The following is a 20,671-nucleotide window of genomic DNA, read 5'->3' as shown; positions in this document are numbered from 1 at the left end:
CGATGGGGAGGACTGCCCACGCTGTGGGTACGGGTTCAGGAGAGCCTAGTCCAGGACCAGGCCCTTGCCCCGTCCCCGGGCCAGGGTGACCGGCTGGATCTCCCCGAATCCCCGGACGTTCTCCACGTCCTGGGGAATGAGCACGAACCGCTCGTCCTGGTCCAGCGCCGCCGCCGTCATCGAGTCCACCAGCACGGTACCCGGATCGGCCAGCGTGGTGAGGCGCGCGGCGAGGTTGACGGTGGGCCCGTAGATGTCGCCCAGGCGGGAGAGGATCCGCCCCCAGACCATGGCAACGCGTGCCTCGGGCAGGATCTCGTCCCGGGTGAAGGCCTCGGCCAGGGCGAGTGAGATTTCGGCGCCCGCTGCCGGCGTCTCGGCGATGTAGAGAACTTCGTCGCCCACCGTCTTCACGAGGCGGCCACCGCCCACCGAGATGATCTCGGCGCATTTGTTCTCGAACCGCTGCACCAGCTTGGCGAGGGTTTTCTCGTTCATCCGGCGGGAAAGGCTCGTGTAGGACACCAGGTCGGCGAAGCCCACGGCGCGCGCCAGGGGAAGCGGCGCGTCGTCCTCGTCGCCCTCGCGGCCTTCCTCGCTGGCCTGCAGGCCGGCTTCAGCCCGGACGGCCAGCCGCTGCACGCCGGCGTTGAGCTGGCGCCGCCAGGAGTAGACCAGCATCGCCTCGAGGGGGTCCACCAGCGCGGGCAGCTCATGGACGAGGCGCTTACGGGCCTGGGCGTCCGTGAGCCCCTGTTCGTGGACCATGTCCTCCACCAGGGCCTCGATCTGCCACACCACCATGCGGTCCGTCATCTGCCCGATTGCACGGGTCACCGAGATGGCGGCCTCCTCCGTGAGCATTCCGGCCCGGACCATGCCCACAGCCGTGGACAGGGCAGCCTGGTCACGCTCCGTGAAGGCGACGTCGTCGTCACCCCAGTTGGGGAAGCCCAGTGCACGCCACAGTTTGCGCGCCGAAAGCAGCGACAGGCCCACACCGCCCGCCACCTCGCGGCGGCGCAGCTTGCGTTCGCCGCCCAGAAGCCGTGATTCGAGGGTTTTTGCCGCGATTCGTTCCGCGGACAGGGTGCCGGTGGCAGGATTTTGGACGACGGCGTCCGTCACCTCCCGGTGGCCGGTCTCCTGCGTGCCGGAATGGTCTGTGCCAGTCCCGTGCGTGCCGGTCCCGTGCGTGCCGGCCTCCTGTGTGCCAGTCTCCTGGCCGCCGCGCTGATCCTCATCGTTCATCTCTTCCACCTTCTCTCACATCCCGCGGAAACCGGGCGTCGGGCTCATCCGGCGCCAGACCAAATCCAAAGGGTTCGTCGTCCGGAAGCTCATCAAGGGCATCCAGCAAAAACCTGTGGAAGGTGGCAACTTCCGGCACATCCTTCAGCACGGTGCCGAAATGGTGCCCGGCATCCAAGGATATATTCCCCGAACGCAACATCCGCTGGAGCATCGACTGGCTGATTGTGACATTACGCACTGAGGCCAGGAAAACCTGCCGGTCCCTGCGGCGGAGCATGCCGTGGCGTGCCAGGATCCGCTGGCTGGTCAGGAAGTACCGGGTGGACTGCCACCGCAGCAGCCGCGGCAGGCAGTAGCCCAAGAGGATCCACAGGCCGGCAAGCACGCAGCCGGTAACCGCCCAGAACGTCCATTCCCCGGTGATGGCCGGTGCCAGCGCGGACAGGCCGCCGCGGATGATCCACGCGCAGGCAAATGCAGCAAGGGCGGGCACCACAATGAAAACCACCGCCGGGAGGAACAGCACCCTGGGCTGCGGGCGGGTCACCACAATGACCTGCTCGCCCGGGAGGAGCTCTTTACGCATAACCGCTTTCGCCGGACCCCTGCTTGTCAGAGCTGTGCGCCTCAGAACCGTGCTTCTCAGACCTGTGCCATCCAGCCCCGCGTTTGGCAGAGCCGTGCTGGTCAGAATCCTGCGGGGACCACGGCCGCAGGTGGATGACGTCGCCCGCGGTCACCACGTGCTCGTGGGCAGAGGCATCCACCACCAGCAGCGAGCCCGAGTCATCAAGCCGGGACGCGTGGCCGATGATCTCGTGGTCGCCGGGAAGCTGTGCGCGGACCTGCTGGCCGAGGGTGACCATCGCCGTTTCGACGCGCTTGTGCAGCGAAGGGCCGCCGGCCAGGCCGGCGGTGGCATCGCCGTCGGCATTGCAGAAGCTGCGGTACAGCGTGCAAAAACGGGAGAGGTAGCTCTTCAGCAGCGCGGTGCGGTCCACTGTTCCGGCGCCCTGCAGCTGGACGGACGTGGCTGTGGGCACCGGCAGCTCGTCCTCGGTGAGGGTGACGTTCAGCCCCGTGCCGAGGATGACGGGCGGCACCGAGCCGCCACCCAGGGGGCCGAGCTGGGCGAGGATGCCGGCGATTTTTCCGCCGCGCACCAGGACATCGTTCGGCCACTTCAGCTCCGCAGGTATTCCTGCCGTCTCATCCAGCGCATCGCGCAGCGCGATGGCGGCCAGGAGGGACAGCCATGAGTAGGTCTGGGTGGGCAGGGGGCGGCCGTCAGCGTTGACGGGCCGCAGCACCAGCGAGACCAGGACCGAACTGCGGGCGGGCGCTTCCCAGGCCCGGTCGAGGCGGCCGCGGGCGGCGGTCTGGTGCTCCGCCGTCAGGACTGCCAGGTCGGGCCAGGCCTTGGGATCCTCGTTCACGGCCCGCAAGAGGTCGGCATTGGTGGATCCGGTTGTCTCCACGACCGTCAGCTGCGCGATGCCGGTGGCGGCGAGGAAGTTGGCGTCGGACAGGGCTTCCCGGTCCAGGGCCGGCCGCTCGGGCAGGCCCTTCGCTCCGGTCAGGTTTTCCTGCTGTCCACGGCTATCGTCAGGGCGTGCGGCATCCATAGTTGAATCCTAGCGACTCGGCGGGCCGACCGGCCGGGAAAGCGGGCGGTCAGAGGCAGCTCACAGGAAGATGTCAGGGACGAGGTCCGCTTCGGCGGCCCCCAGGCTGTAGGGACGGAAATCCGTGACGCCGGCGGCGGCCAGGACCTGCTCGTCCGTGTAGAAGTTGCCGGTGTTGCAGGAGCCGGGGCCGGTGCCGCCCGCCGGGTTCGCAGCCCCGGTCAGGACGGCGTGGGCTGCGTCGGCCATGATCTCGGGACCGCGGGCAGCCCTGGCCATCGATTCGCCCCCGGCCATGTTCCGGATGGCCGCCGTATCGATCAGCGTCCGCGGCCATAGCGAGTTGACGCAGATGGCGTCGTTCCTGAGTTCCTCCGCCAGGCCCAGCGTGGTCAGGCTCATGCCGTACTTGGCCATGGTGTACGCCAGGTGCCGGCCCGCCCACTTCGGGTCAAGGTTGAGGGGCGGCGAGAGCGTGAGGATGTGGCCGCCGGATGATTTCCGCAGCGCGGGCAGTGCCAGCTTGGACAGCAGGAAGGTGCCGCGGACGTTGATGTCCTGCATGAGGTCGTAGCGCTTCATGTCCACGGCGTCCGTCGGCGAGAGGTCAATCGCCGAGGCGTTGTTGATGACGACGTCGATTCCCCCAAAGCGGCCGACGGCGGCATCCACGGCGCGCGCGACGTCGTCGTCGCTCCGGACGTCCCCCACCAGCGGCAGGGCACTGCCGCCCGCGGCCTCGAGTTCTTCGGCGGCGCTGTAGACCGTGCCCTCGAGCTTTGCGTGCGGCTCACCCGTTTTGGCGAGCAGCACCACGTTGGCGCCGTCGTGCGCTGCCCGCCGGGCGATCGCCAGGCCGATGCCGCGGCTGCCGCCGGACATCAGTATGGTCCGGCCCCGCAGGCTGCCGGTGGCCCGGTAGGGTGTGGCGGGAACAGGGTAAGCGTCGCTGCTCGATGTCATAGGGACACTCTAGCCGCGGCTTGTTACTCTCGAGTAACGTCGGTGCTTCCGTCGGCGCCACGGACGAAAATTGTAGGAACCCTACAGCGGTCCCGGGAATTTGCGTCACTAGACTAGCCATCAGGGCTTTGGATTTGTACGGATGCTACTTAACCCGCCAACCGGGGCCCTGCATTTCGCTACTACAGCACCTGCACGCTGCCGCAGCAGAACAGCTACAGCACAACAGCTACAGAGCCGGAGACACTTCATGAGCCACGATCTGACCACGACGGCGGGAAAGATTGCCGATTTCCGCGACCGCCAGGCCCGTGCTGAGCAGCCTTCCGGCCCTGAAGCCATCGAGAAGCAGCATGCGCGCGGCAAGAACACCGCCCGCGAGCGCATCGACCTGCTCGTGGACGAAGGCTCCTTCGTGGAGTTCGACGCGCTGGCAGTCCACCGCTCCACCGCCTTCGGCATGGAGAAGAAGAAGCCGCTCGGAGACGGCGTCGTGTCGGGTTACGGAACCGTGGACGGCCGGCTTGTGGCCCTCTACAGCCAGGACTTCAGCGTCTACGGCGGCTCCCTGAGCCAGGTCAACGGCGAAAAGATCGTGAAGGTCCAGGAATTCGCCCTCCGCAACGGCTGCCCGGTGGTGGGAATCAACGACGGCGGCGGAGCCCGGATCCAGGAAGGTGTTGCCTCCCTTGCCATGTTCGCGGACATCTTCCGCAACAACGTCCACGCCTCCGGTGTTGTACCCCAGATCTCCCTCATCATGGGCCCCTGCGCCGGCGGCGCTGCCTACTCCCCCGCGCTGACCGACTACGTGGTCATGGTGGACAAGACCTCCCACATGTTCATCACCGGACCGGACGTCATCAAGACCGTCACCGGCGAGGACGTGGACATGGAGACCCTCGGCGGCGCCCGGCAGCACAACGCCACCACCGGCACCTCCACCTACCTCGCCTCCGACGAGGCTGACGCCATCGAGTTCGTCCGGGAACTGCTGGACTTCCTGCCCTCCAACAACCTCTCCGAGGCGCCGGTGCAGGAGCACCAGCAGGAGCTGGAGCTCGACGAGGACGACCTCAGCCTCGACGCGCTGATCCCGGATTCCGCGAACCAGCCCTATGACATGCGCAAGGTCATCGAACAGATCGTCGATGACGCCCACTTCCTGGAAATGCAGGCGCTGTACGCTCCGAACGTGATCATCGGCTACGGCCGCGTTGAAGGCCACACGGTGGGGATCGTGGCCAACCAGCCGCTGCAGTTCGCCGGCACGCTGGACATCTCGGCCTCCGAGAAGGCGGCCCGCTTCGTCCGCCATTGCGACGCCTTCAACATTCCGATCATCACCCTCGTGGACGTTCCGGGATTCCTCCCGGGCAAGGACCAGGAGTTCCAGGGCATCATCCGCCGCGGCGCCAAGCTCCTCTACGCCTACGCCGAAGCCACTGTGCCCAAGCTGACCGTGATCACCCGGAAGGCCTACGGCGGCGCCTACATCGTGATGGGCTCCAAGAAGCTCGGGGCTGACCTGAACCTCGCGTGGCCCACCGCCCAGATCGGCGTGATGGGCGCCCAGGGCGCAGTCAACATCCTTTACCGTCGCGACCTTGCCGCCGTCGCCGAGGCCGGGGGCGACGTCGAGGCCAAACGCGCCGACGTGATCCGGCAGTACGAGGAAGAGCTGCTCAACCCGTACCAGGCCGCAGAGCTGGGCTACGTTGACGCCGTCATCGCCCCGTCGGACACAAGGCTGCAGATCATCAAGGGGCTGCGGGCGCTGCGCGACAAGCGTGCGAGCCTGCCCACGAAGAAGCACGGGAACATCCCGCTGTGACCGCCCAGAATCCGGCGGCCGAGCCGGCCGAAACCCTGTTCTCCGTCACCAAGGGCGAACCGACGCCCGAGGAGCTGGCGGCGCTTACCGCCGTCGTACTTTCACTGGGTTCCGGCGCAGCGGCACGCCCCGAGAAGCCGAGCATCCGGCAGTGGATGCGGCGGCAGCAGCTGCGGATGGAGCCGACGCCGGGTCCGGGCGCCTGGAAGCGGAGCCGGGGCTGAAAAATTCAGTAAGTCTTTCATAACTGGAACCGCCCCGTTAGTCTCGTGGGGTGACTACTGAATCTGCCGCCCCAGCGCGCCCCCGGACCGCCATCGACGCCGTCGCCGACGCCCACACCGACACGCTCCTCGCCCTGGATCCGAGCCTGGCCACCACGCTCGGCATCCCGGGGCACGACACCGAGTTCCAGGACTTCTCCCCCGCCGGACTCGGCAGGTTCGCCACGGCGGAACGAAAGACCCTGGCGGCCCTCGAGGGGCTGGAACCCGTTGACGACGTCGACGCCGTGACCCTCGATGCCCTGCGCGAACGCCTTGGCCTCCAGCTGGAGATCCACGACTCGGGCTGGAATCTCGCCGACCTGAACAACATCGATTCCCCGGCGCAGAACCTCCGGTCGATCTTCGACCTCATGCCCACGGACACCGAGGAGCACTGGGCCAACATCGCCGGCCGGACGCACAGCGTGCCGGCGGCCATCAGCGGCTATATCGAGTCCCTGCGGACGGCCAGGGACGCCGGCAAGGTCTCGGCCCGGCGCCAGGTCTCGATCGTGATCGAGCAGACCACCAAGTACGCCGCGGAGGACGGCTTCTTCGCCAAGCTCGCGTCGGATGCCAAAACAGCGGATGGCCCGCTGCCAGCGGAACTTCAAGAGAGGCTCGACGCCGGAGCTGCCGCCGCCCGGGCGGCGTACACCGAACTGGCCGCGTTCCTGCAGGCGGAGCTGCTGCCCATTGCCCCGGAGAAGGACGCCGTGGGCCGGGAGCGCTACGCCCTCGCTTCGCGGGTGTTCCTTGGCGCCGCCGTCGACCTCGAGGAAACCTACGCCTGGGGTGTTGAGGAACTTGGGCGGATCATTGCCGCGCAGGAACAGGTAGCCGGGGAAATCAAGCCGGGCGCTTCCATCGCGGAGGCCAAGGAAATCCTCAACAGCGATCCCGCGCGCCGGCTCAAGGGAACGGATGCGCTGACGGCGTGGATGCAGGAGCTGTCCGACCGTGCGGTATCGGACCTTGCCGGCGTCCACTTCGACATTCCCGACGTCATGAAGACGCTGGAATGCCGGATCGCGCCCACCGACGAGGGCGGCATCTACTACACGGGGCCGTCGGACGACTTCAGCCGGCCCGGGCGCATGTGGTGGTCCGTGCCCGCCGGCGAGGACGCCTTCACTACCTGGGCCGAGACCACCACCGTGTTCCACGAGGGCGTGCCCGGCCACCACCTGCAGGTGGCCACTGCCGTCTACCGGCGCGAACTGCTTAACAGCTGGCGCCGGAATGTCTGCTGGACCTCGGGACACGGCGAGGGCTGGGCCCTGTACGCCGAGAAGCTGATGGAGGAACTCGGCTACCTCAAGGATCCGGGCGACCACATGGGCATGCTGGACATGCAGCGCATGCGCGCGGCACGGGTGGTGTTCGACATCGGTGTCCACCTGGAACTGGATATTCCCGCGCGCTGGGGAACGGGCACCTGGACGCCGGAGAAGGGCTTCGATTTCCTCAAGGCCAACCTGGACATCAGCGAGGGCAACCTACAGTTCGAGTTCGCACGCTACCTCGGCTGGCCGGGCCAGGCCCCCTCTTACAAAGTGGGCCAGCGGCTGTGGGAGCAGATCCGTGAGGAGCTCGAAGCCCGGCCGGATTTCGACCTCAAGGCCTTCCACACCAAAGCGCTGAACATCGGCTCCGTAGGGCTCGACACCCTCAAGCGCGCCATGCTCGACTAAGCGTTCCGAGTTTTTGTCCAGATATCGCGAGTTGGAGGGCCCCGAAGTCATGATATCTGGGCAAAAACTCCACCCTCATGGGCGAGATGTTGGCCACACGCGCGGAGGGAATAACTTCATAAAAGTGCGGTGTGGCGCCGATTTTCCGGGCATTCGGACGGCCCGCAGCACTTGTAGCCGCGTAATATTTCTCAATGTCCGCTGGAAGCTGTATTTTGCGCGGCCTAGCTTGTTGTGGTGAGCAATCAAACCACTTCATCCTCGGCCGGGCGTCCCGGTTTCCAGCTGCCCCGGTGGGCAGGTTCCTTCGGCTTCCAGATCATCGCGGCCCTGATCGTCGGGCTGGGCCTTGGCCTGCTGGCCAAGTACACCGGCAGCACCAAGGCGAACCCCAACGGGCTGGGCGCCACACTGCAGACCATCGGCTCCAGCTACGTGTCGCTGCTGCAGACCGCCGTCGTGCCGCTGATCTTTACCGCCGTGGTGAGTTCCATTTCCAATCTCCGCGAGGTTTCCAACGCGGCACGGCTCGCCTGGAACACGCTGCTGTGGTTTGCCATTACGTCGCTGGTCGCCGTGCTGATCGGCATCGGCCTGGGCGTGCTCCTGCAGCCGGGCGCCAACACCGGGATCTCCGGCGACGCGGAGTACGACGGCAAGCAGGGCGACTGGTGGGCCTTCCTCATCGGGCTGTTCCCGAAGAACTTCCTGGGCCTTGGCGCCAGCTCCACGGTCACGGACTCCGGCGCCGTGACCACCTCCGTGAGCTTCAACGTGCTGCAGATCCTGGTGATCGCCATCGCCGTCGGCGTTGCCGCCCTCAAGGTGGGCAAGCAGGCCGAGCCGTTCCTGGCCCTCAACGCCTCTGCACTGGCCGTCATCCAGAAGGTGCTGTGGTGGATCATCCGCGTCGCACCGCTGGGCACCGTGGGCCTGATCGGCAACGCGGTGGCCGTTTACGGCTGGGACACCATCGGCTCGCTGGGCAAGTTCACCGTTGCCATCTACATCGGCCTCGCCCTGGTGCTGTTCGGTGTCTACCCTGTCCTGGTCCGCTCCAATGGCCTGTCGGTCAGGCAGTACTTCTCCGGCGTATGGCCGGCCGTCCAGCTGGCCTTCGTGTCCCGCTCCTCCATCGGCACGCTGCCGCTGACCCAGCGCGTCACCGAGCGCAACCTCGGCGTTCCCCGCGGCTACGCCTCCTTCGCCGTTCCGCTGGGCGCCACCACCAAGATGGACGGCTGCGCGGCGATCTACCCGGCCGTCGCCGCGATTTTCGTGGCCCAGTTCTTCGGGATCCAGCTCGACTTCAGCCAGTACCTGCTGATCGCACTGGTCTCCGTCCTCGGGTCGGCTGCGACGGCGGGAACCACCGGCGCCGTCGTCATGCTCACACTGACCCTCTCCACGCTGGGACTGCCCCTGGCCGGCGTCGGACTCCTGCTGGCCATCGACCCCATCCTGGACATGGGCCGCACGGCCGTCAACGTGGCCGGCCAGGCTCTCGTGCCCGCCATTGTGGCCAAGCGCCAGGGGATCCTCGACGAAACCCTCTACAATGCACCGCGCACCGGGGAGGCCTTCCGCGAGGAAGAGGCCCCCGCCGCCGTCGAGCGTGAGCTGGCTGGTTCGAAAGCCTGATCGCCGTCGAATGGGTGCGCCCCGTGGATTCCTGAACTGGCGTCCCCGGGGCACACCCATTTGAGTCCGGCCGCCCAAATGGGCCCCCGGCGGCAGGCAGCAAGGGTAGGGTACCGGCATGGACATCATTCTGGTTCCCGGTTTCTGGCTCGATGGTTCATCCTGGTCCGGCGTCACTCCGCCGCTCGTGGAGGCCGGCCACCAGATCCACGCACTGACCCTCCCGGGGCTCGAAGCAAAGGACGCCAAGCGTTCCGGCATCGGGCTCCGCGACCACATCAACGCAGTTGTGGAAGCCATTGACGGCATCGAGGGGCCGCTGGTCCTCGTTGGCCACTCCGGTGGAGGTGCCATCATCCATGGCGCCGTGGACGAACGCCCGGACCGCGTAGTCCGGGCGGTATACGTTGACAGCGGACCGCTCGGCGAGGGCGGCGTCATCAATGATGAACTGCCGGCTGACGGTGATGAGATCCCCCTGCCCTCGTGGGACGTGTTCGACGACGCCGACCTCACCGACCTCGACGACGGGCTTCGCGATGCATTCCGTGCACGGTCCATCCCGCAGCCAAAGGCTGTGGCCTGCGACAAGCAGCACCTTCACGATGTGCGCCGCTACGACGTCCCTGCCACGGTGATCGCCTGCGAGTTCCCGTCCTCATTGCTGACGGAGTGGATGGACGCCGGGCACCCCTACGTTGAGGAGCTCGCCCGCATCCGGGATGTGGAACTCGTGGACCTTCCCACCGGGCACTGGCCCCAATTCACCAGGCCCGCGGAGCTCGGAGCGGCGATCCTCGCCGCCGTCGAGCGCACTGGCTGACTCGCCGTCCGCACAGGCGCGCGCAGCCCGGAACGGTTCCCCGCCCGCTCGCCCGGGGCTCTAGCGGCCGCCGATCACACCCTTTTCCACGGCCTTCGTGACGGCGTCGGCTTCGGCCTGGGTGAGCGTGCCGTCCTTCACCGCCTGATCGAGCCGGCTCTTCAGGGCTGCCGCACGGTCTGCCTGCGCCTGGGTGCGGAGTTCGTCGAGTGCGGCCTTGACCTTGGCTTCATCGATGCCCAGGGATTTGGCCAGCGATGCTGCCAACGCCGCCTCCCTGGCCGCCCTGTCCGGCTTGGCGCCGTCTGCATTCCGGGCGGGCGGACGGTTTGCCTCGCGGAATGCCCTGAGCGCATCCTCCAGCTTGGCCTGGTCCACGCCCAGCTTGGCCGCGAGCGCCGCGGCGTCCGCCTTGAGGACCCCGTGACCGCGCCCGTCCCCATGTCCGTGTCCGTGCCGGCCGCCGTCGAGACGCAGCCCGTAGTCGGGACCGCTGGACGGGCTGCTTGATGTGGGGGTGGGTGCGGGAGTGGCCGTTGTCGCGTCTGCGATGCCGGTAACACCGAATCCTGTGCCTAGTGCCAAGGCAGTCGCGCCCAGTCCGAGAGCCACTTTCTTTGAACGCTCCATGGTCCGCTCCTCGATTCGCCGGCCTTGAGGCATCATTGCCGCCGTGCCGGCTACGACAACAGGATGCACCATCCTCCTCAAGAACAGCTTTTGCCTGGCTGTGAAGACGCTGTGAATGTGGCGGGGCAAGCTGTGAAGCACTCCAAGCCCAGTTGCGCAGAGTGCAAACTTGCACGTAGTGTAACTGCGTGTCCACTTCCACTTCCCCCTCGTCCCCCACGCCGGGTTCTGTGCCGGCCGACGGCGGGCCGGTTTCCCGGCGCGAGCTGAACAAGGCTGCCACCCGGCAGGCGATCACCGGGTCAACGCTTGCCCTCCTGCGGCAGAACGGCCCCGGCAACTTCACGGTCGAGGACATTGCCGAAGCGGCGGGCATCTCACGGCGGACCTTCTTCAATTACTTCAGCAGCACGGAAGCCGCGATCGCGTCTGTGACCAACGGCTTCCTGGACAGCGCCCTCGAGCAGTTCCGGCGTCGCCCGGCGGACGAACCCATCCTCGAGTCGGCCCGCGCCGCCCTGGTGGAACTGGCGGATCCCCTGACGGTGGCTCCGCTGGCCGAGCTGTTCGGCCTGACCCAGGGCAATCCCCTGATGGCGCGCTCCGAGCTGGAGGCCTGGGACCACTGCACCGAGCAGATTGTTGCTGCGGCCCGGGAGCGTTCCCCGCGGGGACCCGAGGCCGAACCGGACGAACTCTACGTCCGGGCCCTTGCAGGTTCGGTCGTCTCCTGCGGCAAGGCCGCGATGGACGTGTGGTTCCGCCGCTGCGGCCCTGACCTCTCCCCCGAGTCTCTGGCCATCCTCCGCCAGCTGCTCATCGATTCGATGGGCCTCCTCGGATCAGGTTTCTCCGGGCCCCCAACGGATCCGACTGAATCTTCCGCCAATCCCTCCATCCGCAACGCAGAACGGTCCTGACATGGCACTTCTCCTGTACCGCCTTGGCAAGTTTTCCTATCGTCACCGGTGGCTCGTCGTCTCAATCTGGCTGGCGATCCTGCTGGCCGTCGGCGGCGCCGCGGCGGCCTTTCACGGCACGCTGTCCAACAACTTCCAGATTCCAGGCACCGAAACCCAGCAGATGGCCGACAAGCTCCAGAAGGAGCTGCCCGCGTCGTCGGGCGGCTCTGCCGGGGTTGTCTTCCAGGCAAACGACGCCCAGTTCAGCCAGGCCGGCAAGGACGCAGTGTCCGCCGCCCTGACCAAGCTTGAGACCCTTCCGGACGTCCGGGGAACCGTCGACCCGTTCGCCACCCAGGCCCAGCTGGACAAGGCTACGGAAGATCTGGCCGCGGGCGAGGCCAAGGCAGCCGCGGGCAAGGCCGAACTGGATAAGGCCGCCGCCGGGCTGGCTGCCGGCAAGGAACAGCTGGCCGCGGCTGAGGCTCAGATGACTGCTGCCGGACTCCCGGCGCAGGCCATCGAGGCCCAGCTGGGTCAGCAGAAGGCCGGTTTGGCCGCCGGGCAGGCAAAGCTCGACGCCGGCACCAGGGAAGCGGCGGCGGGCGCAGCCAGGCTGGCACTGGCCAAGCGCCAGGTCGAAGCGTCGCAGGGATTGCGTTTCGTCTCGGCAGACGGCAAGGCTGCCATAGCGCAGGTGCAGTTCAAGACCTCCATCAACGGGCTGGACCCGAACGTGCGCCAGGAGGTCCAGGACATCGTGCAGGAAGTCTCCCCGGCCGGGGTCACCGCGCTGCCCAGTAAGGAAATCAGCGAGGACGTCTCCGAGATCTTCGGTGTGGCTGAGATCATCGGCATCGCCGTCGCAGCACTGGTCCTGATCATCATGCTCGGGACACTCGTCGCCGCCGGGCTGCCACTGCTGATGGCCGTGATCGGCGTGGCGGTGGGCGTCGGCGCCACCATGGCACTGAGCAGTGTCATCGATATGAGCTCCATCTCCCCGATGCTCGCCCTCATGCTGGGGCTCGCGGTCGGCATTGACTACTCGCTGTTCATCGTCAACCGCCACCGCGGGCAGCTGCTGGCAGGCATGGACGCCGGAGAGTCGGTGGCCCGTGCCACCGGAACCTCCGGCAACGCCGTGCTCTTCGCCGGCCTGACGGTCATCATCGCCCTCGCCGCGCTGGTGGTCCCGGGCCTTCCGTTCCTCGGGGTCATGGGCGTGTCCGCGGCCGGGACCGTCGCGGTGGCCGTCCTCGTCGCACTGACGCTGACGCCCGCGATCCTCTCCCTCGTGGGCAGGAAGCTGATCTCCAGGCGGGCCTGGGCCACGGCGGCGAAGCACCATGCCGACCCCAACCGCGAGGCCGAGGACCGCGCCAAGGACGAGCACCGCAGCAGCCACGGCTGGGGCGGGCTGGTCACCCGGCACCCGGTTCTGGCCATGCTTGCCGGCGTCCTGGCGCTGGGCATTGTGGCCCTGCCCGCCGCCCAGCTGCGGCTCGCCCTGCCGGACGGCGGCTCCGAACCTGTCGATTCCCAGGCCTTCAAGGCCTATGACGCCACCAAGCGCAGCTTCGGCGAGGGCATGACCGGACCGATCATCGTGGTGGGTGACTTGCCGGACGGCCTGAACGAAACGGAAGCAACGGCCAAGCAGCTGGACGTCGCTGCCATCCTGCGCAAGACGGAGAACGTCACTGCGGCCATTCCGGTGGCACTGAGCGAGGACCGCGGAACGGCAGTGTTCCAGGTCATCCCGAAGGAGGGTCCGGCCAGCGCCAGCACCGTGAACGTGGTTTCCGACATCCGTGCCGAGAGGGCCGAAATCAAGGACTCCACTGGCGTCAGCATCGGCCTTACGGGCCAGACGGCAGGCAATGTTGATGTTTCGGCGAAGCTGGGCGACGCCCTGCCGTCGTACCTGGCCATCGTGGTAGGCCTCTCGCTGATCCTGCTGCTGCTGGTGTTCCGCTCGATCGTGGTGCCGCTGCTGGCGACCGGCGGCTTCCTGCTCTCGCTGGCGGCCGCATTCGGCGCCGTGGTGGCCGTCTACCAGTGGGGCTGGCTGGGTACCGTGTTCGGCGTCGACAACCCCGGCGCCGTGCTGAGCTTCCTGCCGATCATCCTGATCGGCGTGCTGTTCGGGCTGGCCATGGACTACCAGGTGTTCATCGCCTCGGGCATGCGTGAATCCTTCATGCACGGCGAGTCCGCCAAGCACGCCGTCCGCTCCGGCTTCAGCCACGCCTCGGCGGTGGTCACCGCCGCGGCCATCATCATGGTCAGTGTCTTCGCGGGCTTCATCTTCTCGCACCTGAACATGGTCCGGCCGCTCGGCTTTGCGATGGCGTTCGGCGTGCTGGTTGACGCCTTCGTGGTGCGCATGACGATCGTCCCGGCCGTCATGTACCTTCTCGGCGACAAAGCCTGGTGGCTGCCGCGCTGGCTGGACCGCATCCTGCCGGACGTTGACGTGGAAGGGGCGAGGCTACGGGAGCACGCACCGGTGACGGTGGCCGCGCCCGACTCTGAGCCGGACGCTGAGCCCGCGGAGGTTGCCGCCCGCTGAATCAACGCGGGATCACTCAGTAGTGCGAAGCCGCCCGCCGATCCTTTGAACCGGCGGGCGGCAAACGGGAGGCTGTCAGGGGGTCCTGCTAGCGTTGCGACCATGACGACTCCCCCGATCACCCTTGGTGCAATCAACTTAGAGGCCCGGAATCCAGCCGCACTTGCCGAATTTTGGGCATCCGTGACCGGCGCCGTGCCTTCACCTGGTGGTGACAGCGTGTACCTGCCATCCGCCGGCCCCGGAGGGTTCGCTATGTTCTTCCAGCCCGTGACCGGTCCGCGCCCCGAGCACCAGGCGTTCCACCTGGACCTGACCGTCCCCTGGGGGTCACGACAGGCCGAGGTCGAACGCCTCCTCAGCCTCGGGGCCACGTACCAATGGGATGTCCTGGACGAATTCCCACACGTGCAGTGGACCACTCTTGCTGATCGGGAGGGGAACCTCTTCTGCGTGGCCGAACACCCACCTACAGACCAACAGGGCGTGTGACCGGCACCCTGGCCGGCATCGGCTGCGTGAGAGGGTCCGCGGATGGGGCACGCCGCCACCGGTGTCGCTTTCTGAACGTACTAGGCTGGAGCCGTGACCCGCCTCATTCTTGCCTCGCAGTCCCCCGCCCGCACCAAACTCCTGACTGAGGCAGGCATCGAACACGAGGTCCTCGTGTCCGACGTCGACGAGGACGCCGTGCAGGAACGCTACGGCGTCACCGATCCGCACGACACCGCCCTGCTCCTGGCCCGCGCCAAGGCTGAGGCCGTCGCCTCGCTTCCGGAAGCCGAAGGGGCCCTGGTGCTCGGCTGCGACTCCGTGTTCGAGTTCGACGGCGAGTCGCACGGCAAGCCGTACACCGTGGACGTTGCCCGGCAGCGGATGCTGCGGATGAGCGGCAGCAGCGGGGTCCTGCACACCGGCCACTGGCTGGTGGACTGCCGGGACACGGACGACGACGGCGGCTCCGGCGCCACGCTGGGCAGCGTCGCCTCCGCGGAGGTGCACTTCATGGAGATGCAGCTCGCAGAGATCGACGCCTACATCGCCACCGGCGAGCCGCTGCACTGCGCCGGATCCTTCACGATCGATGGCCTGGGCGGCGCCTTCATCCGGAAAGTCGACGGCGACCCGCACGCCGTCGTCGGGCTGTCGGTATCCACCCTGCGCTCCCTGCTGGCCCAGGCGAACGTGAGCATCACCGAGTTCTGGCAGGACCTGCCCGGCTCGGCAAATCCCGGGGAGTTGTAGCTTCCCTACAAAGGCTTGGCCTCTTACACGCGGATTCCGCCAGTAATATCAGCGGAATCCTCAAAATCAGGCTAGGCTCCCTGAAGGAAAGAAGGAGACGCCTTGTCAGTAAAGCCGGAGCAGTCCGCAGGTCCAGTGCATTCAAAACTCACCAAGGTTCTGATCGCGAACCGCGGTGAAATCGCCGTCCGCATCATCCGTGCAGCACGGGACGAGGGCATCGCCTCCGTCGCCGTCTACGCCGATCCTGACCGGGATGCCCTGCACGTCAAGCTCGCCGACGAAGCGTTCGCCCTGGGCGGCAACACGGCAGCCGAGTCCTACCTCGTGATGGACAAACTGATCGAGATAGCCCGCCAGTCCGGCGCCGACGCCATCCACCCCGGCTACGGCTTCCTGTCCGAGAATGCCCAGTTCGCAGCGATGGTCATCGACGCCGGCATCACCTGGATCGGCCCCTCGCCGGAAGCCATCTCCGCGCTGGGCGACAAGGTCCAGGCCCGCCACATCGCCGAGAAGGTGGGTGCCCCGCAGGTGCCCGGCACCGCCGACCCCGTTGAGTCCGCCGAAGAGATCCTGGAATTTGCCGACAAATTCGGCCTGCCCATCGCCATCAAGGCGGCCTTCGGCGGCGGCGGCCGCGGCATCAAGGTGGCCCGCACCCGCGAGGAAATCCCCGAGCTCTTCGATTCCGCCGTCCGCGAGGCCACTGCAGCCTTTGGCCGCGGCGAATGCTTCATCGAGCGGTTCCTTGACGCCCCGCGCCACGTTGAAACCCAGTGCCTTGCCGACGCGTACGGCAACGTGGTGGTCGTCTCCACCCGCGACTGCTCACTCCAGCGCCGCAACCAGAAGCTCGTGGAGGAGGCCCCTGCACCGTTCCTGACGGCGGAGCAGAACCAGCGCCTCTACGAATCGTCCAAGGCCATCCTGAAGGAAGCCGGCTACCTCGGCGCCGGAACCTGCGAGTTCCTCGTCGGCCAGGACGGCACCATCTCCTTCCTCGAGGTCAACACCCGCCTGCAGGTGGAGCACTGCGTCTCCGAGGAAGTCACCGGCATCGACCTGGTCCGCGAGCAGTTCCGCCTGGCCCGCGGCGAGGAGCTGGGCTACGGCGACCCCGAGGTGCGCGGCCACTCCTTCGAGTTCCGCATCACCGGCGAGGACCCGGGCCGCAACTTCATGCCCGCACCGGGCACCGTGAGCACCCTGAAGAACCCCACCGGCCCCGGCATCCGCATTGACTCGGGCATCGAAGAGGGCGACGTCATCAGCGGCAACTTCGACTCCATGCTGTCCAAGCTGATCGTCACCGGAGCGAACCGCCCGCAGGCCCTGCAGCGCGCCCGCCGCGCCCTCGAGGAGATGGTGGTGGAAGGCATTCCCACCGTCATCCCCTTCGACCTGGCCGTGGTCAGCAACCCGGCGTTCGCGCCGGCGGAGGGTCCGTTCAGCGTCCACACCCGCTGGATCGAAACCGAGTTCGTCAACGACCTTCCCGCCTGGACGCCCAACGGCGCCGCACCGGAGGGTGAGGACGCCACTGAGCGCCGCACCGTGGTGGTGGAAGTGGGCGGCAAGCGCCTCGAGGTGGCACTCCCGGCCAGCCTGGGCTTCAGCGGGGCGGCAGCCGCCGGAGCGAAGCCGGCAAAGTCCAAGAAGCGCGGCCGCACCGGCGCCGCCACCGCCGCCGCGGGCGGCAACGCCCTGACCTCCCCCATGCAGGGAACAATTGTTAAGGTGGCCGTGGCCGACGGCGACGTCGTCGCCGAAGGTGATCTCGTCGTCGTCCTTGAGGCGATGAAGATGGAACAGCCGCTGACGGCGCACCGTGCCGGCACCATCACCGGCCTGTCCGCCGCGGCGGGCCAGACGGTGGCCGCCGGTGCCGTGATCGCCACGATCGAGGACTAAGCGCTTATTAGAGAACATGAAAATGCCCGGTGTGATTCACACCGGGCATTTTCGTTTCCGCAGCTAAACCTGGGATCAGGCCACGTTGTTCTCGTAGTCCGTGTCCTTGGTTTCGCGGGTGAGCCACAGCGCAATGAACGTCAGCACCGCGGCCGCGGCCATGTACACGCCGACCAGCCACGTGCTGCCGCCGGCTGCCTGCCACAGGGCAATGGCGATGAACGACGCCGGAGCGGCGCCGATAACGCTGGAAAGGTTGTAGGCCACGGCTGAGCCGGTGTACCGCACATTGGACGGGAACAGCTCGGGCAGGATCGCGGCCATCGGGCCGAAGGTGAGTCCCATCAGCGTGAAGCCGATGATGAGTCCGACGATTGCTGCGCCAGGGCCGGGGCCGAACATGGTGAACCACAGCGCGCCGAACACGAAGATGCCTGCGGTGACGCCCATGAGGAACTTGCGGCGGCCCCACTTCTCGGCCAGCGGACCGGACACGAGGGTGAAGATACCGAAGAAGACGACGCCGAGGATCAGCATCCAAAGGAAGTCGCCGCGGGAAACGCCCAGGCCGGGAACGAAGTTGGCCACCTCGGCGGCGGACATCGGCTTGCCTGCCTTTTCGGCGGCAGCCTGCGCGGCCTGGACGGACGCGGGCTTGGTGCCGTAGGTCAGGGTGAAGGACGTCATGATGTAGAACAGCACGTACGTGGCCAGCATGATGAAGGTTCCGGCCAGGACCGGCCGCCAGTGGCTCTTGAAGGTGGCGGTGAAGGGAACCTTTGCCACCTTGTCTTCCTTAAGGACCTTCTGGAAGGAGACGCTCTCCACGAGCTTCAGCCGGACGTAGAGGCCCACGATCACCAGCACGGCGCTGAGCAGGAACGGAACCCGCCAGCCCCAGGCGATGAATTCCTCGGGGGTGAGGGCAGCGTTGAACCAGATGAAGAGCAGGTTGGCCAGGATGAAGCCGATGGGGGCGCCGAGCTGCGGGAAGGTTCCGTAGACGGCGCGCTTGCCCTTGGGGGCGTTCTCGGTGGCCAGGAGCGCGGCGCCGGACCACTCACCGCCCAGCGCCAGGCCCTGGGCGAAGCGCAGCAGCACCAGCAGCAGCGGCGCCAGGATCGTCCAGCCGGCGACGGTGGCAGTGGGCAGCAGGCCGATGAAGAAGGTGGCAAGGCCCATGGTGAGGAGCGAGGCCACCAGAGTGCCCTTACGGCCGAACTTGTCGCCGAAGTGCCCGAACAGGACCGAGCCGATGGGCCGGGCGATGAATGCGACACCGAAGATCGCGAACGAGCTCAGGAGGGCGTTGATCTCCGTTGCCTGGGGGAAGAACAGCTTGGGGAAGACCAGCACCGACGCGGTGGCGTAGATGTAGAAGTCGTAGAACTCGATCGTCGTTCCGATGAGGCTGGCAAAGATCACTTTGCCCTTGGAGTTCACCGGTTTGGCGGTGCCATGTTCCGTTGATGTTGCAGGCGATGACATGTGGGGACGCTTCCATGAGAACTGGACGGACCTCGCTCGGAAGTCCCTCCAAACATAGGGATAAAACAGAGTTCAATCTTAGTTCCCGCCGTCCACGGAACGGACAAGCGGTCCATGATACGGACTTTCCGAGTTGTCTCAGCATGAGGTCGTCCAGCAAGCCTAACGCCGCCCAAAGCGGTCTGATAGGCAAATGTCACAGCACGTTAACAAACCGCGACCGTCTGCGAAACGCGCTGTCCCTACCTTGGAAGAACAACATTCCCCAAGGAGGTATACCGTGACTGCTGACCGCACCGCAGACGCCGGAACCCACAATTCCCTCGATCTTGCCGCCGCCACAACCACCGACGCACCTGCCCTTGAAGAGCGTCCCGGACGCTGGATCGCCAACTGGGACGCCGAGAACAGGCACCAGTGGGAATCCCAGGGCCGGTCGATCGCGCGCCGCAACCTCAACTGGTCCATCTTCGCCGAATTCCTCGGCTTCGTCGTCTGGCAGCTCTGGTCCATCGTCGTCGTCCAGCTTCCCGCCGCAGGATTCACGTTCACCACCTCCGAGATTTTCTGGCTGATTTCGATGCCGAGCCTCGTGGGTGCCACGCTCCGGATTCCCTACACGTTCATGGTTCCGCGTTTCGGCGGCCGCAACTGGACCATCGTCTCGGCGCTGCTGCTCCTGATCCCTTCCACCGGGCTGGCACTGTGTGTCTCCAATCCGGAAACACCGTTCGGCGTCATGCTGTTCGTGGCCGCACTTGCCGGCTTTGGCGGCGGCAACTTCGCCAGCTCGATGGCCAACATCACCTTCTTCTACCCCGCCCGTGAAAAGGGCTGGGCACTGGGCCTGAACGCCGCCGGCGGCAACCTCGGCGCAGCCGTGGCGCAGCTTGCTGTCCCGATCGCCATCACGCTGCTGGCCGCGGGCACCGTCAACCTGCCCGTGGCCGGCCTGATGTGGGTTCCGCTGATCCTCCTGGCAGCCTTCGGCGCCTACAAGTACATGAACAACCTCACGAGCGCCAAGGGCGACGTCGCGGGATCCCTCGCCGCCATCAAGGAACCCCACCTGTGGGTCATGGCCCTGCTGTACATCGGAACCTTCGGCTCCTTCATCGGCTTCGCCGGCGTGTTCCCGAAGCTCATCAAGGACTACTTCCCGGCGTTCTCCTCCATCCACGTTGGCGCCGTGGCCCTCTCGCTGGCTTTCCTCGGCCCGCTGGTCGGCTCCCTGGCCCGCCCCTACGGCGGCCGCATGGCTGACCGCATGGGCGGAGCACGGATGACCGTGTCGGCCTTCGCCGCCATGGCCGTGATCACGCTGACGGTGATCTGGACGCTGCCGCTGAAGAACTTCTGGCTCTTCCTGGCCCTGTTCCTGATGCTGTTCACGGCCAGCGGCTTCGGAAACGGCGCCACCTACCGCATGATCCCGGTGATCTTCGCGACGTCCAGCCGCGCGGCCCGCTCCGGAGCCAGCTCGGTGCAGACCCAGCGCCTCGCGTCCTCGGCGCTCGGCCTGATCTCCGCCATCGGCGCCTACGGCGGGTTCGTCATCCCGCAGGTACTGAACGCCTCCAATACGGCCAGCGGCTCCTACACCCCGGCTTTCTACGGCTTCGTCGGAGCGTACGCCCTGATGCTGACCGTCTGCTGGTTCTGCTACATCCGCAACGCCAACCGAAACGCGATGGGACACGTCTAACATGACCAAAAGCGCCGACACGCACTGCCCTTACTGCGCTCTGCAGTGCGCCATGACGCTCAAGTCCCCTGCGGCTCCGGCCGCTACGGGCCTGGCCCCGGCTGCCCAGCCG

General features: G+C 66.8%; 17 protein-coding genes. 11 read left to right on the top strand and 6 right to left on the bottom strand.

Annotated features, from left to right (window positions below):
• Positions 1 to 45: 45 nt before the first annotated feature.
• The 4 genes from ACFQ50_RS03345 to ACFQ50_RS03330 are packed head-to-tail and all read right to left on the bottom strand — an operon-like array spanning position 46 to position 3,842.
• Positions 46 to 1,251: an adenylate/guanylate cyclase domain-containing protein gene (locus tag ACFQ50_RS03345; protein WP_377994102.1), complete on the bottom strand. Its 1,206-nt coding sequence runs from the start codon at positions 1,249 to 1,251 to the stop codon at positions 46 to 48.
• Positions 1,241 to 1,840 (bottom strand): PH domain-containing protein, encoded by a 600-nt coding sequence (locus ACFQ50_RS03340; protein WP_377994101.1) that lies wholly within the window; start codon positions 1,838 to 1,840, stop codon positions 1,241 to 1,243. Before ACFQ50_RS03340 ends, ACFQ50_RS03345 begins: the two co-directional genes overlap by 11 nt.
• Positions 1,833 to 2,879 (bottom strand): biotin--[acetyl-CoA-carboxylase] ligase, encoded by a 1,047-nt coding sequence (locus tag ACFQ50_RS03335; RefSeq protein WP_377994100.1) that lies wholly within the window; start codon positions 2,877 to 2,879, stop codon positions 1,833 to 1,835. Before ACFQ50_RS03335 ends, ACFQ50_RS03340 begins: the two co-directional genes overlap by 8 nt.
• A gap of 60 nt (positions 2,880 to 2,939) precedes the next feature.
• Complete coding sequence (locus tag ACFQ50_RS03330; protein WP_377994099.1) at positions 2,940 to 3,842, bottom strand: SDR family oxidoreductase; 903 nt, start codon at positions 3,840 to 3,842, stop codon at positions 2,940 to 2,942.
• Between the two features lie 250 nt (positions 3,843 to 4,092).
• Here ACFQ50_RS03330 and ACFQ50_RS03325 point away from each other — a divergent pair, with 250 nt between their 5' ends.
• The 5 genes from ACFQ50_RS03325 to ACFQ50_RS03305 all read left to right on the top strand — a co-directional run bounded on the left by ACFQ50_RS03325 (position 4,093) and on the right by ACFQ50_RS03305 (position 10,100).
• Complete coding sequence (locus tag ACFQ50_RS03325) at positions 4,093 to 5,676, top strand: acyl-CoA carboxylase subunit beta (RefSeq protein ID WP_377994098.1); 1,584 nt, start codon at positions 4,093 to 4,095, stop codon at positions 5,674 to 5,676.
• Positions 5,673 to 5,900, top strand: coding sequence for an acyl-CoA carboxylase subunit epsilon (locus ACFQ50_RS03320; protein ID WP_377994097.1), 228 nt, complete (start codon positions 5,673 to 5,675; stop codon positions 5,898 to 5,900). Before ACFQ50_RS03325 ends, ACFQ50_RS03320 begins: the two co-directional genes overlap by 4 nt.
• A 50-nt stretch (positions 5,901 to 5,950) precedes the next feature.
• Complete coding sequence (locus ACFQ50_RS03315; RefSeq protein WP_377994096.1) at positions 5,951 to 7,636, top strand: DUF885 domain-containing protein; 1,686 nt, start codon at positions 5,951 to 5,953, stop codon at positions 7,634 to 7,636.
• A 237-nt stretch (positions 7,637 to 7,873) separates the two neighbouring features.
• Positions 7,874 to 9,277 carry a dicarboxylate/amino acid:cation symporter gene (locus ACFQ50_RS03310; protein ID WP_377994095.1) on the top strand — a complete coding sequence of 468 codons (1,404 nt, stop codon included), beginning with the start codon at positions 7,874 to 7,876 and terminating at the stop codon, positions 9,275 to 9,277.
• Between the two features lie 118 nt (positions 9,278 to 9,395).
• The gene (locus ACFQ50_RS03305) at positions 9,396 to 10,100 is read left to right on the top strand and encodes an alpha/beta fold hydrolase (protein WP_377994094.1); all 705 of its coding nucleotides are present in this window, start codon (positions 9,396 to 9,398) and stop codon (positions 10,098 to 10,100) included.
• Between the two features lie 60 nt (positions 10,101 to 10,160).
• On the opposite strand, the gene ACFQ50_RS03300 is transcribed toward ACFQ50_RS03305, so the two are convergent.
• Positions 10,161 to 10,730: a hypothetical protein gene (locus ACFQ50_RS03300; RefSeq protein WP_377994093.1), complete on the bottom strand. Its 570-nt coding sequence runs from the start codon at positions 10,728 to 10,730 to the stop codon at positions 10,161 to 10,163.
• A 188-nt stretch (positions 10,731 to 10,918) separates the two neighbouring features.
• Here ACFQ50_RS03300 and ACFQ50_RS03295 point away from each other — a divergent pair, with 188 nt between their 5' ends.
• The 5 genes from ACFQ50_RS03295 (at position 10,919) to ACFQ50_RS03275 (ending at position 17,366) form a co-directional block, all read left to right on the top strand.
• Positions 10,919 to 11,650, top strand: a complete 732-nt coding sequence (locus ACFQ50_RS03295) for a TetR/AcrR family transcriptional regulator (protein ID WP_377994092.1) — start codon at positions 10,919 to 10,921, stop codon at positions 11,648 to 11,650.
• Position 11,651: 1 nt separating this feature from the next.
• Positions 11,652 to 14,207, top strand: coding sequence for an MMPL family transporter (locus ACFQ50_RS03290; protein ID WP_377994091.1), 2,556 nt, complete (start codon positions 11,652 to 11,654; stop codon positions 14,205 to 14,207).
• 102 nt (positions 14,208 to 14,309) lie between these two features.
• A complete protein-coding gene (locus ACFQ50_RS03285; protein WP_377994090.1) occupies positions 14,310 to 14,699 on the top strand; it encodes a VOC family protein in 390 nt (129 codons plus the stop codon).
• A 93-nt stretch (positions 14,700 to 14,792) separates the two neighbouring features.
• A complete protein-coding gene (locus tag ACFQ50_RS03280; RefSeq protein WP_377994089.1) occupies positions 14,793 to 15,452 on the top strand; it encodes a Maf family protein in 660 nt (219 codons plus the stop codon).
• 102 nt (positions 15,453 to 15,554) lie between these two features.
• A complete protein-coding gene (locus ACFQ50_RS03275) occupies positions 15,555 to 17,366 on the top strand; it encodes an acetyl/propionyl/methylcrotonyl-CoA carboxylase subunit alpha (RefSeq protein WP_377994088.1) in 1,812 nt (603 codons plus the stop codon).
• 75 nt (positions 17,367 to 17,441) lie between these two features.
• Here ACFQ50_RS03275 and ACFQ50_RS03270 read toward each other — a convergent pair whose 3' ends face one another.
• Entirely contained in the window at positions 17,442 to 18,854 is a 1,413-nt protein-coding gene (locus tag ACFQ50_RS03270) for an MFS transporter (RefSeq protein ID WP_377994087.1), read from the bottom strand.
• 280 nt (positions 18,855 to 19,134) lie between these two features.
• Between ACFQ50_RS03270 and ACFQ50_RS03265 the strand changes: the two genes are divergently transcribed.
• Positions 19,135 to 20,559 carry an MFS transporter gene (locus ACFQ50_RS03265; RefSeq protein ID WP_377994086.1) on the top strand — a complete coding sequence of 475 codons (1,425 nt, stop codon included), beginning with the start codon at positions 19,135 to 19,137 and terminating at the stop codon, positions 20,557 to 20,559.
• Positions 20,560 to 20,671 lie beyond the last annotated feature (112 nt).

It is taken from the genome of Arthrobacter sp. NPDC056493 (assembly GCF_042795115.1).
Classification (GTDB): domain Bacteria; phylum Actinomycetota; class Actinomycetes; order Actinomycetales; family Micrococcaceae; genus Arthrobacter.
This window is presented reverse-complemented; position numbering and strand designations above follow the sequence as displayed.

Coding starts and splice junctions, on each gene's coding strand:
- ACFQ50_RS03290 (WP_377994091.1), top strand. CDS start 11,652: ATGGCACTTCTCCTGTACCGCCTTGGCAAGTTTTCCTATCGTCACCGG.
- ACFQ50_RS03300 (WP_377994093.1), bottom strand. CDS start 10,730: ATGGAGCGTTCAAAGAAAGTGGCTCTCGGACTGGGCGCGACTGCCTTG.
- ACFQ50_RS03325 (WP_377994098.1), top strand. CDS start 4,093: ATGAGCCACGATCTGACCACGACGGCGGGAAAGATTGCCGATTTCCGC.
- ACFQ50_RS03305 (WP_377994094.1), top strand. CDS start 9,396: ATGGACATCATTCTGGTTCCCGGTTTCTGGCTCGATGGTTCATCCTGG.
- ACFQ50_RS03330 (WP_377994099.1), bottom strand. CDS start 3,842: ATGACATCGAGCAGCGACGCTTACCCTGTTCCCGCCACACCCTACCGG.
- ACFQ50_RS03340 (WP_377994101.1), bottom strand. CDS start 1,840: ATGCGTAAAGAGCTCCTCCCGGGCGAGCAGGTCATTGTGGTGACCCGC.
- ACFQ50_RS03335 (WP_377994100.1), bottom strand. CDS start 2,879: ATGGATGCCGCACGCCCTGACGATAGCCGTGGACAGCAGGAAAACCTG.
- ACFQ50_RS03270 (WP_377994087.1), bottom strand. CDS start 18,854: ATGTCATCGCCTGCAACATCAACGGAACATGGCACCGCCAAACCGGTG.
- ACFQ50_RS03345 (WP_377994102.1), bottom strand. CDS start 1,251: ATGAACGATGAGGATCAGCGCGGCGGCCAGGAGACTGGCACACAGGAG.
- ACFQ50_RS03285 (WP_377994090.1), top strand. CDS start 14,310: ATGACGACTCCCCCGATCACCCTTGGTGCAATCAACTTAGAGGCCCGG.